This window comes from Paraburkholderia flagellata (assembly GCF_021390645.1).
Classification (GTDB): domain Bacteria; phylum Pseudomonadota; class Gammaproteobacteria; order Burkholderiales; family Burkholderiaceae; genus Paraburkholderia; species Paraburkholderia flagellata.
The window spans coordinates 1467561-1484414 of sequence record NZ_JAJEJT010000002.1 but is presented as its reverse complement, the minus strand read 5'-3'; the positions used below and the strand labels follow the sequence as shown (position 1 = coordinate 1484414).

14 protein-coding genes are annotated in these 16854 nt (G+C 64.5%); 4 read left to right on the top strand and 10 right to left on the bottom strand.

Going from position 1 to position 16854, the window contains the following annotated elements:
• Positions 1–28: 28 nt before the first annotated feature.
• The 6 genes from L0U83_RS20945 to L0U83_RS20920 all read right to left on the bottom strand — a co-directional run bounded on the left by L0U83_RS20945 (position 29) and on the right by L0U83_RS20920 (position 8568).
• Positions 29–2164: an FUSC family protein gene (locus tag L0U83_RS20945; RefSeq protein WP_233885945.1), complete on the bottom strand. Its 2136-nt coding sequence runs from the start codon at positions 2162–2164 to the stop codon at positions 29–31.
• Between the two features lie 17 nt (positions 2165–2181).
• Entirely contained in the window at positions 2182–2646 is a 465-nt protein-coding gene (locus L0U83_RS20940; protein WP_233885944.1) for a MarR family winged helix-turn-helix transcriptional regulator, read from the bottom strand.
• 173 nt (positions 2647–2819) lie between these two features.
• Positions 2820–3506, bottom strand: a complete 687-nt coding sequence (locus L0U83_RS20935; protein ID WP_233885943.1) for an HAD family hydrolase — start codon at positions 3504–3506, stop codon at positions 2820–2822.
• A gap of 199 nt (positions 3507–3705) precedes the next feature.
• Positions 3706–4737 (bottom strand): sugar ABC transporter substrate-binding protein, encoded by a 1032-nt coding sequence (locus L0U83_RS20930; protein ID WP_233885942.1) that lies wholly within the window; start codon positions 4735–4737, stop codon positions 3706–3708.
• Positions 4738–4856: 119 nt separating this feature from the next.
• Complete coding sequence (locus tag L0U83_RS20925; RefSeq protein WP_233885941.1) at positions 4857–7268, bottom strand: glycoside hydrolase family 31 protein; 2412 nt, start codon at positions 7266–7268, stop codon at positions 4857–4859.
• A gap of 31 nt (positions 7269–7299) precedes the next feature.
• The gene (locus tag L0U83_RS20920) at positions 7300–8568 is read right to left on the bottom strand and encodes an MFS transporter (protein WP_233885939.1); all 1269 of its coding nucleotides are present in this window, start codon (positions 8566–8568) and stop codon (positions 7300–7302) included.
• A gap of 425 nt (positions 8569–8993) precedes the next feature.
• Here L0U83_RS20920 and L0U83_RS20915 point away from each other — a divergent pair, with 425 nt between their 5' ends.
• Positions 8994–10163, top strand: a complete 1170-nt coding sequence (locus tag L0U83_RS20915; RefSeq protein ID WP_233885937.1) for a porin — start codon at positions 8994–8996, stop codon at positions 10161–10163.
• A gap of 91 nt (positions 10164–10254) precedes the next feature.
• Positions 10255–11013 carry a class I SAM-dependent methyltransferase gene (locus tag L0U83_RS20910; protein ID WP_233885935.1) on the top strand — a complete coding sequence of 253 codons (759 nt, stop codon included), beginning with the start codon at positions 10255–10257 and terminating at the stop codon, positions 11011–11013.
• 32 nt (positions 11014–11045) lie between these two features.
• Here the strand turns inward: L0U83_RS20910 and L0U83_RS20905 are convergent, their stop codons facing one another.
• Positions 11046–12191, bottom strand: coding sequence for a pyridoxal-phosphate-dependent aminotransferase family protein (locus tag L0U83_RS20905; RefSeq protein WP_233886593.1), 1146 nt, complete (start codon positions 12189–12191; stop codon positions 11046–11048).
• 342 nt (positions 12192–12533) lie between these two features.
• Here L0U83_RS20905 and L0U83_RS20900 point away from each other — a divergent pair, with 342 nt between their 5' ends.
• Entirely contained in the window at positions 12534–12929 is a 396-nt protein-coding gene (locus L0U83_RS20900; protein ID WP_233885933.1) for a PaaI family thioesterase, read from the top strand.
• 109 nt (positions 12930–13038) lie between these two features.
• Here L0U83_RS20900 and L0U83_RS20895 read toward each other — a convergent pair whose 3' ends face one another.
• The 3 genes from L0U83_RS20895 to L0U83_RS20885 form a co-directional block, all read right to left on the bottom strand.
• Entirely contained in the window at positions 13039–13833 is a 795-nt protein-coding gene (locus L0U83_RS20895; protein ID WP_233885931.1) for an ABC transporter ATP-binding protein, read from the bottom strand.
• 1 nt (position 13834) lies between these two features.
• On the bottom strand, positions 13835–14731 hold the full coding sequence (locus L0U83_RS20890; RefSeq protein ID WP_233885929.1) for an ABC transporter permease: 897 nt from the start codon (positions 14729–14731) through the stop codon (positions 13835–13837).
• 164 nt (positions 14732–14895) lie between these two features.
• On the bottom strand, positions 14896–15885 hold the full coding sequence (locus L0U83_RS20885; protein WP_233885928.1) for an ABC transporter substrate-binding protein: 990 nt from the start codon (positions 15883–15885) through the stop codon (positions 14896–14898).
• 474 nt (positions 15886–16359) lie between these two features.
• Between L0U83_RS20885 and L0U83_RS20880 the strand changes: the two genes are divergently transcribed.
• Positions 16360–16554, top strand: coding sequence for a hypothetical protein (locus L0U83_RS20880; RefSeq protein ID WP_233885927.1), 195 nt, complete (start codon positions 16360–16362; stop codon positions 16552–16554).
• The last annotated feature ends 300 nt before the right edge of the window (positions 16555–16854 follow it).

The following is a 16854-nucleotide window of genomic DNA, read 5'->3' as shown; positions in this document are numbered from 1 at the left end:
TTCGAAAAAGGATAAGAGGAATGCGCGTTCATACCGTGGCGTCCGGGTTGGAAGGCGACTGCGCCGACGAAGCCGGGTAGAGCGCGAGCCGCATGCCCACGAGCGCGTGCAGCGTGTTGCTCAACGAGCGCTGCGAGACGAGCGCGCGCGGCGCGCTCTGGGCATCCGCGTCGGCCACGGTGGCGGGCGGCAGTTGCGCGCGGGCGTGGGCCGCGACGCGGCGCATGGCGTCGTCGATGTGCGCCATCAGTGCGGGCGGCGCGATCTGACGCTCGCGCTCGCGCGCGCAACGTGCGTAGTGGTCGCTCACGCCCGCGAGCACGCGGTCGATCGCATCGGTCACGTCGGCGTCGAGCTTGCGCAGCGAGCGGCGCAAATCGAGCGCGGTGAGCGCGATGCGCAGATCGCGAAAGCTCTCGACCGACGGATGGCGATGGTCGTCGGAGGCCGCGAGACGCGGAATGAGCTGCATGAGCCGGTCGAGCATGCGCGAGGTGAGGTTGCGCTGGTCCGCGATGGCCGTGTGCGAGGCCGAGAGCGCGACGTCGCTCCAGCTCGAGCGCAGCAGGCGCCGCGCCGCAAGTTCGGCGCCGAACGGGCGCGTGGCGCGTGTCCACAGGTACGCGAACAGCAGGCCCGCCACGCCGGCGATATTGCTGTTGAGGAACACGAGGAAGTCGGCCTCGTAGGCGCTCTGCACGCTGATGAAGGTCGCCGTGTTCACGGCCACGAGCATCGTCACCATATTGAAAGCGGGGCGCGGAATCAGCGTGCCGATCAGGATGAACGGCCCCGCGAACAGCAGCACGAGCATGGCGAAGTCGTGCACCTTGGGCAGCACGACGAACAGGTACAGGCCCGCGAACACCACGCTTGCCGCCGTGGCGAGGAAGAAGCGGAACACGAGCGGCGCGGGCTCGTCGGACGCCGCGAAGAAGCAGCAGGCCACGGCTGCGAGCGTCACCGCGCCCGCGCCGTCGTGCCAGCCCGAACTCACCCACAGCCAGCAGGCCACGAGGATCGCGCTCACGGGCACGAGGCACGAGAACACCATCAGGCCGCGATCGTAGAAGCGCTCAGTGCCGCCAAGCCGCCAGTGCCGATAGCGCGGCCGCCATGTGCTGCCCGCTTCGTGTGCGATGAGCGCGCGCAGCGCGCGGCAGTCCTGCCAGACGTCGATCACCTGGCCGAGGCGCCAGAGCGCATTGGAGAGCAGCGCGCCTTGCCAGCTCGCGAGCGCGTCGCGCGCGGGCTGCAGCGCGGCGATGCGTTTGCGCAGACTTTCCGCGGTCGGGTCGCCCGCGTCGTCGTGCATGTCGGCGGCGCGCGTGGGCAGCGGCTCGCCGAACCAGCGGGCCGCATCGTCGAGCAGACTGTCGAGGCCTTCGGGCCACACATGCAGATCGCGGCGCAGCGCGATGAGCGGGTCGGCGAGCGCGGAAATCATCGGCAGAAAGAGCAGCATGCGTCCGCGCATCGATTCGGCGCGCGCGAGGATTTCCGGGTGCGTGTGGTCGTAGCTCAACTGGCTCAGCAGGAATTCGAGCTGGTTCACCGTGGCCGCCATGCGCTGGCGGCAGGCCGAAAGCGCGTTGCCCACGATATGGCCCGAGAGCGTTTCGCTGCCGTACCAGGCGGCGTCGCGGAACCACGCGTCGGCGCGTTCGATCAGCGTGGGCGCGAGGCGGCTCGGCAGAATGTTGCTGCCCACCACGCTCGCGCAAATGATGCCGAGCGTGATTTCCTGCGTACGCGCGATGGCCACGTCGAAGATCGTGGTGGGATCGGTCACGGTGGGCAGCGCGATGAGCGGCATGGTGTAGCCCGCGAGCATGAACACATAACTGCGCGCGGTACGGTCCGAGATCGCCAGATAAAGCAGTGTGCCGGTCCACGTGGCGACGATCACGCTGAAAAGCAGCGGCGTTTCGACGAAAGGCGGCACGAGCAGGATCGCCGCGGCCGCGCCGAGCGCCGTGCCGAGCGCGCGATAAAGCGCCTTCGAGCGCGTGGCGCCCACGAAGGGGTTCGAGACGATGTACACGCTCGCCATCGCCCAGTAGGGACGCGGCAACTGGAATACGAGCGCGATGTAGAGCGCAAGCATCGACGCGGCGAAGGTCTTGACCGAAAAGAGCCAGTCGCGGATGGAGGGGTAGGTCATGGGTCCGCTTTCTGCTTTCAGTCGTGTAAGGCCCGGTCAGCCTGGTCTGCGGGGGGCACGGCATTGAACGCGTTGAGCACGCGCAGCGTCGCTTCGAGGTCGGCGCGGCTCACGCCCTTGAGCACACGTGCACGCAGGGAGCGCAGTTCGTCCTCCATGCGCTCGGTCACGGCGCGGCCTTCGCTCGTCAGCGAGATCGTTTTTGCGCGGCGGTCGTCGGGGTCCTCGTCGCGGCGCACGAGGCCCGCGGCGCAGAGCTGGTCGAGCAGGCGCACGAGCGATGGGCCTTCAATGCCGACGTGCTCCGCGAGCGTCACCTGGCGCACGGCTTCCCCAAGGCGCCCGGCGGTGAGAAGCGGCGCGGCGCACGCTTCGGAGACGTTGTATGCGGTGAGGGCGCCGTGGGTGGTGCGGCGCCATTTGCGGGCCGCCACAACGAGCGTGCTGCTAACCGCAAGGCGTAAAGTATGAAGATTCGACATCGGCGGATAATAGCCCAAAGCGATTCGATAGCAAACTATCTTTATTTTTCGCAGCGCCACGACTCGGATGGTATGCGACTCGTGGGCGGGCTGCGTTCTGCGTGGTGGGCAGTGATGCGTGCGGCCAACAGTGCGCGAGGTTCGCGGCGGATTTGCGCTTGTTTTATACGCGCTTAACGATTTGACCAGCCCGCAAGCAGGGCGGGAAGCTGCACCATGTCGGTGAATACGTGCGCAACGCCCGCTTCGAGCAGCGCCTGGGCGCTGCTGTGGCCGGGCTCGGGCGGGCTGTAGCCGAACACGGTGGCGCCCGCGGCGAGCCCGGCGCGCGCACCCGTGACCGTGTCCTCGATCACGGCGCAGCGCCCGGTGTCCACGCCAAGACCAGCCGCCGCCGCGAGATAGACATCGGGATGCGGCTTGCTGCGCGGCGTTTCGTGGCCGCTGTAGATATGTCCTTCGAAGCAGTCGAGCAGGTTCACCTTGCGCAGTTGCAGCTCGACCTTGCGCCGGTCCGCACCCGAGGCGACGGCGATGCGCCCATTCATCGCTGCATGCACCGCGCGTACGGCTGCGGGCGCGCCGGGAATCTCGACGAGATCGCGCTCGAGCGCTTCGTTGCGGCGCGCGCGAAAGCCTTCGAGCCAGCCATCCGTAATCGCGAAGCCCGTATGCGCCTCGATGCGCGCGGCCTCGTCTTTCACGGCCTTGCCGACGAAGATGCGCATGGCTTCGTCCACTGAGAGCGTCCAGCCGAGTTCGCCCAGCATCTGCGTGAGTACGACGTGCGTAATGCGTTCTGAGTCGACGAGAACGCCGTCACAGTCGAAGAGGATGGCGTCGAAAGGGATGGGGGACATCGTTTGCCTGCGGTTGCTTTCAGTGGCCTGCGGTTGCGGTTGCGTCATGCGGCGCGCATCGGAATCGCATTCGGAGGACGGAAAGCGGGATCGCGTACGCAAGAGCGCGATGATAACCGGGGTCGCGTTTGCATGCGATTTTCGCGGGCAAATGACTGAGGCGGGCGGCCCAGGGCGGGCCGCCATGTGTGGTGGGGTATCAGCGGTACTGGCCAGCGTATTTTTCGACGAGCGCCACGTTGCTGCGCGTGACGAAGCCGGGCCCTGTATCGACACCATCGGGTGTAAAGCGCGGGGTCAGGCCGTACATCTTGATGCGCTGCTGAAATTGCGCGTTGGTCTGCAAGGCCGCGACGGCCCGGTGGATGTCATGCGACTTGTCCTGCTTCATGATCGCCAGTAGCGCGACCGGAATATAGCCTTGCAGATAGGGCTGTTGATCGATCGCGAAGGCGACCGTGCCCGCCTCGATCCCCTTGTCGACCTCGGGCGTCAGGTCGAACGTCGCGAAGAAGATCTTGTTCGTGAGCCCGAGCTTGGCGATCGCGCGCATGGCGGGCACCGCCGAAGTGGGCCCGAGCGCGAGCACGGCCTGCGTGTCCGGACGCTGGCGCAACGCGGCGAAGACCTTGTTCTCGACCTCGGTCGGGTCGTTGCCGGAGTCGAGCATCGATTCCTTCGCGTTGGCGCCGATCGCCTCGGCAAACCCGCGGCAGCGCTCGAACGAAAGAGGATTGGTCACGTTATTGTTCACGCACAGGAACGACTTGATGCCGGCGGCGCGTGCGCGCAAGCCTGCTTCCTTGCCCGCTTCGTATTCAGGCTGGCCGATGTGCAGCAGCGCGCCGAGCGCGGCGTTTTGCTGCGAGGTTCCCGAGTTGAATGTGATGACGGGAATGCCCTTGCTCACGATGGTTTTGACGCGGCTCTGAACCACATCGAAGTCGGCGATCGTGGTTGCCACGCCATCGTAGTTGTGGGCGGCGGCCTGCTCGAGCAGGCGCACCATGTCGGAGAGGTCGCCGTTCGGCGGATTGCGATAGTCGACCGTGACGCCGAAGTCCTTCTGGGCGTCGGCGATGCCGTTTTTCACGACGTTCCAGAACGGATCCGCGTCGGGTGCGTGCGATATCACCACGAATTTGCCGTTCGCCGCCAGTGCGCCAGCACTGATTGCCACGAGCGCCATTGCGGCGATCACGCGCACCGCTCGCTGTACCAGTCGTCTCATGCTCGTCTCCATTGATGTTTTGACACCCGGTCAAGCGCTCCGGGCGTGCCTGCATCGTAGGGCCGAGCGGCGCCATCTCCGTGGCGCGAAAGTGTCCAGTCTGGTTATTTCCCGCTACATCAACCGAGTTCGATGACGATGCGGCGCCAGCCGCCCATGCGTTCGTCCTTGACGATGCGCCCCGCGGCAACAGCCACGCCGCGCGCTTCGCTTGCGGGCAACAGGATTTCCGCGGAAGCAGGCGTACGAGGCATCGGCCCGGTCGCTTCGACGGCGAGCGTGAGGGTGCTCGCGTCGCCCTGCGCACAGACGGTCCACTTGCCGAACGCCCCATGCCGCCACGCCTCGGTTTCGCCGTCGTCCTCTACATAGCGGCGGCAAACGCGTTCGCCGTCCGCGAAAGGCACCACGATGAAGGCGCGCTGGTCGCCGCGATGCCCGAACTGCTGCACGGCGACGTTAAGCGCAATCACGCTGCCTTCGCGCACCAGCATGACGGGCCGGTCCCACGGCGCGGGCAGCGTTACGCTCTGTCCGCCCTCGAACTGTTCGCCGCTCCAGTAGCAGGTCCAGCGCGCACCGGTTGGGAGCCATACTTCGCGCTCTGTTTGCCCCGGCTCGACCACGGGCGCCGCGAGCAGCGAAGCGCCGACCATCATGTCGTCCGATTCGGCGTAGCAGCGCGCGTCGTCGGGAAACTCGGCGAAGGTCGGGCGCAGCACAGGCTCGTAGTGCATCGTCGAGTCCCAGAGCAACTGATACAGATAAGGCAGCAGCCGGTAGCGCAGTTTGAGCAGCGCCGAAACCTGGGGCGTAAGCGACGGGTACATCCACGGCTCGTTGACCGTGCCGTCGTCGTTCCATGAGTGAATGGAAAAGCGCGGCATCCACACGCCGAACTGTATCCAGCGGATGAACAGTTCCGGCTCGGGCGCGGGCCCCGAAAAGCCGCCGATATCGTGGCCGATGTTCGATACGCCCGAAAGCGCCAGCCCCAGGCCCATTTTCAGGTTGAAGCGCAGCGTTTCCCACGAGGTGGAGTTGTCGCCCGACCAGGTCTGCACGTAGCGATGCATGCCCACGCCGCCCGAGCGCGAAACGAGGAAGGGGCGCTTGTCGGGGGCGTGCTCGCGCTGCGCGTCGCGCGAGGCGCGCATCATCAGCAGCGTTTGCAGGACCTTCGCTTCACGCGCGGGCCACGGCGTGCCGAAGCCGTGGGCCATGGCGTGGGGCGACCAGATCTCGAACTCGTTGTTGTCGTTCCAGGTGGCGGCGATGCCATGACGCAACAGCGCGTCTTTCACGTGGTCCTTCCACCAGAGCGCGGCGTCGGGGTTCGTGAAGTCGATATACGCGCCTACGTCGTCCCAAAACTGCACCCACGCCGGTTCGCCGTTGCGGTCCTCGATCAGCAAGCCGTCGCGCGCGGTTTGTTCGAACTCCGGATGATCGCGCAGCAAGCACGGCTTGATGTTCGCGCATAGCTTGACGCCATTTTCCAGGTAATCCTGAACGAAGCGTGCGATGTCGGGAAACTTCTCGTGATTCCAGTTGAACACATAGCGCTTCGCGCCGATCGACGTATAGCCCGACGACAGATGAAATGAATCACAAAGAATATCGTGCTCGCGGCAACGCTCGAGGAATTCGCCCATGCGGCGCTGCGCGTCGGGCGCATCGGTGTAGCTCATGGTCGAGCCGGAGTAGCCGAGGCCCCACTTCGGCATGAGCGCCGGACGTCCCGTGAGCCACGTGAAGCGCCGCACGGCAGCAAGCGGCGTGTGCGGCGAGGCGATGAAGTAGTAGTCGAGATCGCCGTGGTCGGCGACGAAGTGACGGTAAGGGCCGTGATAGTTGTCCAGTTCGCGGCCCATGTCGAAGCTGCAGTCCGCGAGCGTGTCGTAAAAGAGGCCGAAACCGAGCCGCGTATCGCGCTGCCAGGTCAAGTAGAACGGGATGTGCTTGTAGAGCGGGTCGGTCGTTTTCGCGCTGTAGCCCATCGCGTCGACATTGATCATGCGGTAGCTCAGGTTCGCACGGTCGAGCGATCCGGCGCGTTCGCCGAGGCCCAGATACATCTCGCCGGGCTGGCGGCGCACGTAATGGTAGGCGCGTTCGTCCCACCAGCCGAAGTTGTAGGCCTGCGTTGCGCGGTCTTGCAAGACGCAGTGCCAGCCATCGTCGCGACGGATCTCCCACGTACAGCGGCCACCGGCCAGCGCGATGGTGAGCCGGATCTGCGAGGTCTCGACGCGGATCTCGTCCGGATTCGAAAGGAGGCCGAACGAAGGCAACGCGAAGCCGGTTGTATCGAGCCGGTCACGGCCTTCGTACGGAACGTCGTCGAGCCCTGGTGCAATGGCCCATGTGCGTGGCCCATGCGCACGGCCGTTTGGCAACACGCGTACGCGTACGATGTCTTCTTCGAGCACGAACACGTCGATCGTCGCGCCCTGCGCGCTTTCGAGGCGCAGGTGGTGGCCGTCGTGCTTCGCGAGCGCGAACCTGGGGGGATGGAGGAGCGTCGTCATGGATAGTCCTTGTTTGTCTTGCCGGGCGCTGTCATGCGCGCGCCAGCTTGTAATCGCTGCGGGACTGCCCGCGGATGAGCCACACGAGCAGCGCGGCGCCGATCAGGTCAAATGCGCCAAGGCTCGCGAACAGCGGGCCGTAGCCCACCTTGTCGGCGAGTGCGCCGACTACGAGCGAGAAGCTCAGGCCGCCGATCCACGCGGCCATGCCCGCGAAACCGCTTGCCGTGCCCACTTCGCGCGGATCGAACACGTCGGCGGCGAGCGTGTTGACGAGCGCGGAGATCATCTGGTGGGCGAAGCCGCCGACGCAAAAGAGCGCAATGGCCATATACGGCGATGCGACGAGCCCAATGCACGCGGGCCCGATCATCATGAACGCGCCGAGCACGACGCCCGCCACGCGTGACCACAGCAGCGGCAAACGGAAATGACGCATCAGGAAGGGCGAGAGATAGCCGCCCAGAATGCCGCCCAGGTCCGCGGCGACGAAGGGCAGCCATGCGAACGCGGCGATTTGCTTGAGGTCCATATGGCGTTCCGTCGCCAGATAGAGCGGGATCCAGAAGCTGAAGGTCTGCCAGGCTGGTTCCGCGAAGAAGCGCGGCAGTGCGATCGCCCAGAAGCGCCGCGAGGTCACGACCTCGCGCGTGCTCGCCTTGCCTTGCGCCGCCGGGCGATGTTGCCCTTGCGTGATGAACGCGCGCTCGCCTTCGCTAATGCGAGGGTGGGCGCTGGGCGCGCGATAGAGCACGTACCAGGCGGCGGCCCAGATGAAACCGACCGCGCCCGTCACAATAAAAGCCGTTTGCCAGCCAAAGCGCAGTGAAAAGAAAATGACGACGGGCGGCGCGAGCACGGCGCCCAGCGACGTGCCCGCGTTGAAGTACCCGACTGCCACCGACTTTTGCCGGTCGGGAAACCATTCCGCAACGGCTTTCATGCCCGAGGGAATGGCGGCGGCTTCGAACAAGCCGAGCAGGCCGCGCATCGCTCCGAGCGAGAGCCAGCCCGTGGCGAAGCCGTGCATGACGCCCGCTGCGGACCACAGCGCGGCGAACAGCGTGAAGCCGATGCGCAGCCCGAGCAGGTCGACGATGATGCCGCATACTGGCTGCATGATGGTGTAGCCAATCTGAAAGGCGGCGACGATATACGAATATTGCTGCGTGCTGAAGTTCAGCACGTGCCGGAGTTCGGGCGCGAGCACCGCCAACGAATTGCGCGCGAGGTAGTTCAGGATGGTGCCCGCGCAAACGAGGGCGATGATCCACCAGCGCAGGCCTTTGACTGCTTTCAAGTTTTGTCTCCTCCTGTTTCCGGGCGCGGTGGCGCGTTGCGCTTCGAAATCAGTTCACACTACTAATTAAAGATGGGTTTGCGTGCAGGTGCTGTTTGTCGCCCATGCCGGGTTGTTATTAGTTATACGACGACACACATCTATGTATTCGCTGATGCTAAGTTTGCCGCCGGCAAGTGTCAAGATACGCAACTCATGCAGATAACGTCGATACAGGCCTCAAGCGCTTTATATTTCAACTGCTTGAGCGAAATCACGCTTTTACTATAAAAGGCCCGCGCATCGCTGGGGGTGCGCTTGACGGCGGCCAGGTGCAAATCTACGATGGCTTCGCTTTTCTATGATGTCGGTTGTCGGATGACGTGGCGGATTACCTACCGACTCCGTTCGACCAGCCAGTCCGTTCAATAACATAAGGAGACCTGATGAAAAAAACCGCTACACTGCGCGCCTTCTTGCTTGCGGCAGCAATCTGCGAGGTAGCGCCCGTCCAGGCGCAATCGAACGTCACGCTATACGGCGTCGTTGACGATGCGATCAGCTACGTCAACAACCAGAACGGCAGCTCCAACGTCTATCTGCGACAGGGAAACCTTTACGCCTCCAAGTTCGGTCTTCGCGGCAACGAAGATCTGGGCGGCGGCACCCGCGCGATCTTCGATCTTCAGGCGGGCTTCGACGCGAACACGGGCGCAGCATCGTCGGCCGGACTGCTTTTCAACCGCCAGGCCTACGTGGGCCTCGCCAACGACACCTACGGCACCCTGACGATGGGCCGCCAGTACACGCCCTATATGCTCTTCGTCGGGCCGCTCGCCTCCAGCAACTGGCTCACGGGCGCGACGGGCGCGCACCCCGGCGACTACGACAGCCTCGACACGACGGTGCGCATCAACAATGCGCTCACCTATACGTCGCCGGTGTTCATGGGAGTGAGCGCGAGCGTGCTGTACGGGTTCAGCGGCATAGCCGGCAGCCCGGGCGCGGGACAGAGCCTCAGCGCCGCGCTGCGCTACACGGGCGGCCCGCTGAGCCTCGCGGCCGGTTATCTGCGCTTGAACAACACGGGCCGCACGCAGAACTTCGATCCGAACGCGTCGGGCTCGTTTGCCGTTTCGGCGGTGAATCGCGGTTATGCGTCGGCGCGCGCGGTGCAGAACATCGCTGCGGCCGGCAATTACACGCTGGGCGATTTCACTTTCGGCTTGAACTACACCAACGTGCAGTATCTGACGGGCGGCACCGCGGCGTTCGCGAATACCGCCGTGTTCAACACGTATGGCGCACTGGCGGCATGGCGCGCGACGCCGGCGGTCGATTTCGCGGGTGCGTTCTCGTACACCATGGCCGCGAAGGCGAACGGCATCGCAAACGCGGCGCGCTACCAGCAATACTCGCTGCGCGAGTCGTGGCATCTTTCGAAGCGCACCACGCTCTATGCGTTGCAGGCGTATCAGCGCGCGAGCGGTCAAACGCTCGGCGCAACAGGCGCTATCGCCGGTGCCGTGGCGACCGTGGGTGACTCGCAGAACGCGACGCCTTCGTCGACGAACGCGCAGTTCGTCGGCATGGCGGGCATTTCGGTGCTGTTCTAGTCTGGCCGGGCAGGTCCTGCCGGGTATGGCATTGGTCTGCTGCTGCGAAACGATGGACAATAGCGTACTCAATCGCCATCGAACCTCTCTCATGTCCACCGACGACAAGAACTCCGCCCCAGTGCCCAACGAACCTCCCGGCCGCGCCAGCTACACGCAGTTCGCGCAACGCTACGCCGAGCAGGCTCCCGTCAAGCCACACAACGCGCTCTACGAGCGGCCCGCCACTCGCTCGCTGCTAGGCGCGGTGGCGGGGCTCGATGTGCTCGACGCGGGCTGCGGGCCCGGCATCGTGAGCGCGGAGCTGGCGGGCGAGGGCGCGCGCGTGCAGGCCTTCGACGTCACGCCTGCGATGGTCGAACTGGCGAAGACCCGTTGCGCGGGCCTCGCAGTCGACGTCGCGCAGGGCGATCTCGCGCGCCCGCTCGAATGGCTCGCAAGTGCTTCGGTCGACCGCATCGTGTGCTCGCTCGCGCTCGATTACGTCGAGCACCTCACGCCGACGTTTCAGGAGTTTCACCGCGTGGCGCGCCCCGGCGCATTGCTGGTGTTTTCGATGTCCCATCCCATGCGCGACTGGATCGACACGCGCACGCGCGGTTCGCGCACCTACTTCGAGACGACGCGGTTCGGCCTGCATTGGGGCGGCTTCGGCGAGCCGAAGCCTTGGGTGGAAGCATTCAGGCGCCCGCTTGCCGATATTTTCAACGCGCTCATGGAAACGGGGTGGGCCATCGACCGCGTGCTCGAGCCCGTGCCACAACCGGAAATGAAGGCGGTATCGCCGGCGCTGCACGCCGAACTCGTACAGGCGCCGGCGTTCATTTGCGTGCGCGCGCGGCGCGTTTGAGTTTTTGAGCGGACAGGTGGCGCGGTAAGCGCTTAACGTCGCGCTTCGCGCGAGCCGGCCGAGAGCGACTCTTCGAGCGCGGCAACGCCAGCGGGCAGATCGACCTTCACGCCGAGGTCGCTTATCGTGCGGCCAAGCGCGTGCACGGTGCGAAAGAGATTGTGCTCGCGGCACTGCTCGCCCATCTGCCCGATGCGAACGATCGGGAGACCGAACGATCCGGCAATCTCCACCTGGTATTGCTGCGAGATATGGTTGCACACCGCGCTGGCGGTCGCGCCCTCGGGAAGCTCGATGCCGACCACGGAATTCAGGCGGCACGTTTGCGGCGTATAAAGCGCAAGGCCCAGCGCAGTCACACCGCTTTGCAGCGCGAGCGAGCAGCGCAGATGGCGTGCAAAGCGCTTTTCGAGCGTTTCCGTGCACACGAGCCGCAGCGCCTCGTGCAGCGCCAGCACGCCCGAGACGGGCGCGGTGTAGTGGTAACCGGCGTTGTGCCAGAAGTTTTCGGCGAGCATGGCGTCGAGGCACCAGTGCGTGTTCGGCACGGTGCGGGTGCGCACGCGCTCCCATGCGGCGTCCGAGAAGGCAATGAGCGAAACGCCGGGGATCGACGAGAGACCCTTTTGGCCCCCCGTGATGACGACGTCGATGCCCCAGGCGTCCATTTCCAGCGGCATGGTGCTCAGCGTGCACACGGCGTCCACCACCACGAGCGCACCGGCGGCCTTGGCGAGCTGCACGATTTCCTTGAGTTCACGGTTCCAGACCGTGTTGGACGTTTCGCCGTGCACGATCGTGACGACAGCCGGGCGCGTGCGTTCAATGGCCTGCGCCACGGCTTCGAGCGAGGCGATCTCGCGGTTGGCCACGTCGAGCGTGGTGACTTCGGCACCCACGCGGCCCGCCATTTCGGCCATGCGCTGGCTGAAGAAGCCGTTGACGATGGAGAGCACGCGGGTGCCGGGCCACGCGAGGTTAGAGATCGCCATCTCCATGGCCGCCGAGCCCGGGCCGGCCACGCCGAGCACCCAGTTCGAGCGCGTCTGGAACACGTAGCGCGCCATCGTCTTCACCTGGTGAATGACGCGCGCCATGGTGTCGCCGAGGTGATTGATGACGACGGTATTGGCCTTGGCCACGGCGTCGGGAATCGGCACGGGGCCCGCACCCATCATGAGGAGCGGCTCCTCGGGCAGGATGCGGTCGAGCGTATCGACAGTGGGACAAGGCACGGGCGCGGCCCCGGCCGCCGCCGCTGCAGTACGCGAAGTGGTCAGCGGATCGGGGTGGAGCGCGTTGTCGTTCATCTTGGGTACCTTGATTTACCGGGAAGTGGTTTGCGTGGGCGGCGCGTTTGGGGCGCCTTAAGGCAGTGTTGTGCGGCGCGGCAGCGCTGGCCATGTACAGTTGTGCGGAAATTCGCTGAACAGTCGTTCGGGCGGCGTCGCTGCGCTGCGGCCTCTGTACAGCCACCCTATAATCAATCGCATCGCCAGATAAAGCAAGGAAGACAGCGTATGTCGCAATTCGCCGTGGACAATCCGTTTCTTGAAACGCTCGGTGTGAGCGTCGCGCAGTGGCGCGAGGGCTACGCGGAGCTGGTCATGCCCATCGACGCCTCGAAGCTCAATCGCCAGGGCGTGCTGCAAGGCGGCGCGATCGCCACGCTGCTCGACGCCGCCGCCGGCTATGCGGGGTTGTTCTCGCCGGTTGGCGAGCCGCCCCGCCATGGCTTCACGCTCTCGCTCACGACCAACTACCTCGACAAGGGGCTTGGGCAGTTCGTGCGGGCGAAGGGTTTTCTGGAGCGTGGCGGCCGCTCGATCTTCTTTGCGCGTGCCGAGGCATGGGTGGACGATCGGTTGCTGATCGCGAGCGCGCAGGGGACGTTCAAGTATTCGAAGACTTCCTGACGCCCGCGTTGGGGGGGGGCATTGAATCGGAATCCGAAGTAAATTCGCGGAAAAGAAAGAGCCCGCCGCCTCGAACGGGGGGCGGGCTTTTTAGTGCCGCTTCGAACCGTTATCCCAAGAGCAGCGCGTCGTCGTCGAGCTTCTCATGGCGATTCTGCTCGAACATGCGCAGCAGGTCCGGCACGTCGAGTCCGCGGCGCGCATCGCCCGACACGTCGAGCACCACCTGACCCTGGTGCAGCATCACCGTGCGCTGGCCGTAGTCGAGCGCCTGGCGCATGCTGTGCGTGACCATCATGGTCGTGAGCTTCGCCTCTTCCACGATACGCGCGGTCAGTTCCAGCACGAAAGCGGCCGTTTTCGGATCGAGCGCCGCCGTGTGCTCGTCGAGTAGCAGGATACGCGAGGGCTGCAGCGACGCCATGAGCAGGCTCACCGCCTGGCGCTGGCCACCCGAAAGCAGGCCGATGCGATCGCTCAGACGATTTTCGAGTCCCAGATTCAAGAGACGCAGCTTCGCGCGAAACAGTTCGCGGTCCTGCTTTTTCAGCGCGGGACCGAAGCCGCGGCGCTTGCCGCGCGCCATCGCGAGCGCCATGTTTTCCTCGATGGTGAGCGCCTCGCAGGTGCCGGCCATCGGGTCCTGAAACACGCGTGCGACGAGATGCGCGCGGTCCCATGCCTGTTTCTTCGTGACGTCATGGCCGTCGATGGTGATCGTGCCGCTATCCACCCGCTGGTCGCCGCTGATCGCGTTGAGGAAAGTGGACTTGCCCGCGCCGTTCGAGCCGATCACGGCCACGAACTGGCCGCTGGGGATTTCGAGCGTGAGCCCGCGCAGCGCGCGCGTTTCGATCGGCGTGCCAGGGTTGAAGGTCAGTTTGAGGTCTTTGGCGCTGAGCATCTCATGCCCTCCCGTTCTTGCGGCCGAACAGCTTCTTGCGCGTGGCGGGCAGCACGAGCGCGATCGTCACCAGCACGGCGGTGACGAGGTTCAGGTCCTGCGCTTTGAGGCCGATGAAGTCGCTGTTGAGCGCGAGCGCAATGAAGAAGCGATAAAGGATCGCGCCGAGCACGGCGGCGAGCGTGGTGAGCACGAGTCGGCGCGCGGGCAGGATGCTCTCGCCGATGATCACGGCCGCAAGCCCGATCACGATGGTGCCGATGCCCATCGAAATATCCGAGCCGCCTTGGGTTTGCGCGAAGAGGGCGCCAGCCAAAGCGACGAGCGCGTTGGAGAGCGCCATGCCGGCGAGTGTCGCGCGGCCCGTGGCGATGCCCTGCGCGCGCGCCATGCGCGGGTTCGCGCCCGTTGCGCGCAGCGCGAGACCGTATTGCGACGAGAAGAACCAGTCCAGGCCGAACTTCGCGGCCAGCACGACGACCAGCAGCGCGAGCGGGCGCAGCACGTAGTCGGGCAGCCACGCGGGCTGGATGATCGTGAATACCGTGGCTTCGGAAATGAGCGGCACGTTCGGCGCACCCATCACGCGCAGGTTGATCGAGTAGAGCGCGATCATCATGAGGATGCTCGCGAGCAGATCCATGATCTTCAGGCGCACATTGAGCCAGCCGGTGATGAAGCCGGCGATTGCGCCCGCAACGATCGCGCACGCGGTGGCGAGAAACGGATCGTGGCCTGCGGCGATTAACGTGGCCGCCACGGCGCCGCCGAGCGGAAAGCTGCCGTCGACGGTAAGGTCGGGGAAGTTGAGGATGCGAAACGAGATCAGCACCCCGAGGGCCACGAGACTGAAGATCAGGCCGATCTCGAGCGCGCCCAGAAGCGAGTAGAGGGACATGAGGAAGAATCCTGTTGCGGTCTGCGGCGGCGGTGCGCCGGAGTCGATGCGCGGCGCGCACCGCCCGGATGGGGCGGCGCGCCGTTGCGCACCGTCGTTGCGCAAATGAGCAGCCCTTATCGGGCCTGGCAGTGTGATTGCGTGCGATGCGTCACGCCTGTGGCTTACTTCACGACCGTGGTCGCGTCCTTGAGCAAGTCGGCCGAGAGCGTCACGCCTTGCTTTTGCGCGGCGGCCGGATTTACGAACAGTTGCAGCTTGCTGCTGGTTTCCGAGGCGATCGCGCCCGGCTTTTCGCCCTTGAGAATACGCACGACGACCTTGCCCGTTTGATGACCGAGGTCGCCGTAGTCGATGCCGAGCGCCGCGATGGCGCCGCGCTTCACACTGTCCGTATCGGAAGCGACGAGGGGGATCTTCGCATCGTTGGCGACCTTCACGAGCGCTTCGTACGCCGAAACCACATTGTTGTCGGTGTTCGTGTAGATCACGTCGACCTTGCCGATCAGGCTCTTCGCAGCCGGGCCGATATCCACGGTGCGCGGCGCGGCGGCTTCCTTGAGTGTCATGCCTTGCTGCGCGAGCAGTTCCTTGAGCGCCTTCACGACTACGACCGAATTCGCTTCACCGGGGTTGTAGACCATCCCGACGGTTTTCGCGTTGGGCACGACGCGCTTGATGAGCGCGACCTGCTTGTCGAGCGGCAGCTTGTCGGAAACGCCGGTGACGTTCGTTCCGCTCGGCGTCCACGTCTTGACGAGCTGCGCGGCCACCGGGTCGGTCACGCCCGAGTACACCACGGGTACGGACTTCGTTGCGGCCACAACGGCTTGCGCCGAGGGCGTGGCAATCGCCACGATCGCGCTCGGGTTGTCGCCCACGAACTTGCGTGCGATCTGCGCAGCGGTGCCCGTGTTGCCTTGCGCGCTCTGGTATTCCCACTTGAGATTCTTGCCGGCGTCGTAGCCGGCGGCCTTGAGTTCGTCGCGCACGCCGTCGCGGATCGCGTCGAGTGCCGGGTGCTCGACGATCGACAGCACTTCGACGGTCGCGGTTTCGGCGGCGCGTGCGGCGCCCGAAGTCAGCGCGAGCGCGGCGGCGCTGGCGATCAGGGAAAGGGTGGTGGCAATGGCTGCCTGCTTGAAGGTCTTCATGCTGTTTGATCTCCCCCGAGTGCTGGGTTCTTGCGGTTTTTTCGGAGCTACAGGGTGCGGCGTCGCCGGCTTCACGCGTGGCGCGAGAGCACGCGGCATGCGCCGAAGTGGTGCATACGGGCGCGGCGAGGGAGCGAGGATACCACCGACTCTTGCGGGGCTGGAACGCGCTGGCGGGTCAGTGAGGCGGCCGCGCGACGGTGTCGCGAAGATTAATTCGAGATTGCACGATCTGATTATGGGAAAACTCTGGGCTTCAACGAAAGCTTTCTCGTTTTCGGATTGGGCGCGAAAGTGTGGGTGGGGCGAAGGTGATGGAGATTATGCGACCAGTTCAAAATCTTAATTTTAAGGTTGTTGTAATATTTCTCCTTGAGAATCAACGATTTGGCGCATTCTGCATTTAGGGTATTCCCGTAATATAAATAATGAAATTGGCGAAATTGGTGTGATTATTCATTAAGGAAAATTCTCTTGGCAATTACAATTCATCGATTGAATCTCATCGAAAATGAAAATGACGATCGATATCACGTAAAAATCAAAAACACGGTCTTTCCGCACACCCGCGCCAGTTGGTCATCTCAGCCGGGGGCGCGGTGCTCAACCCGCATGAAAAGCCATTTTCCCGAGCCTTTTCAAGCGCTTTCCAGTATTCCCCTCAATTGACCGATGTCAAAACTCAAGTCGATATCCGAAAAAACCCTTAGTTGCCGTAAAAATGGATTATTGATAGCATCCGCGGGTCGCTGATTCGGCCCGGTCCACCTTTCCGGTACGAATTGCAGCGAACGGGGCAGGCGGATCGCTTGCGCAACAGAGTCTGTAACTCAGCAGTCTCTCCGAACTCAGCCGCCTACCAGGGCGCTGATACACGCCGGGCCCCGTCACGTCTTTTTTTCTGGTGCTCGTCGTGGTTGTTCCCCATTGAAGGTCATTGGGGCGCTGTTCGTTTGCGCAGGTCATTCC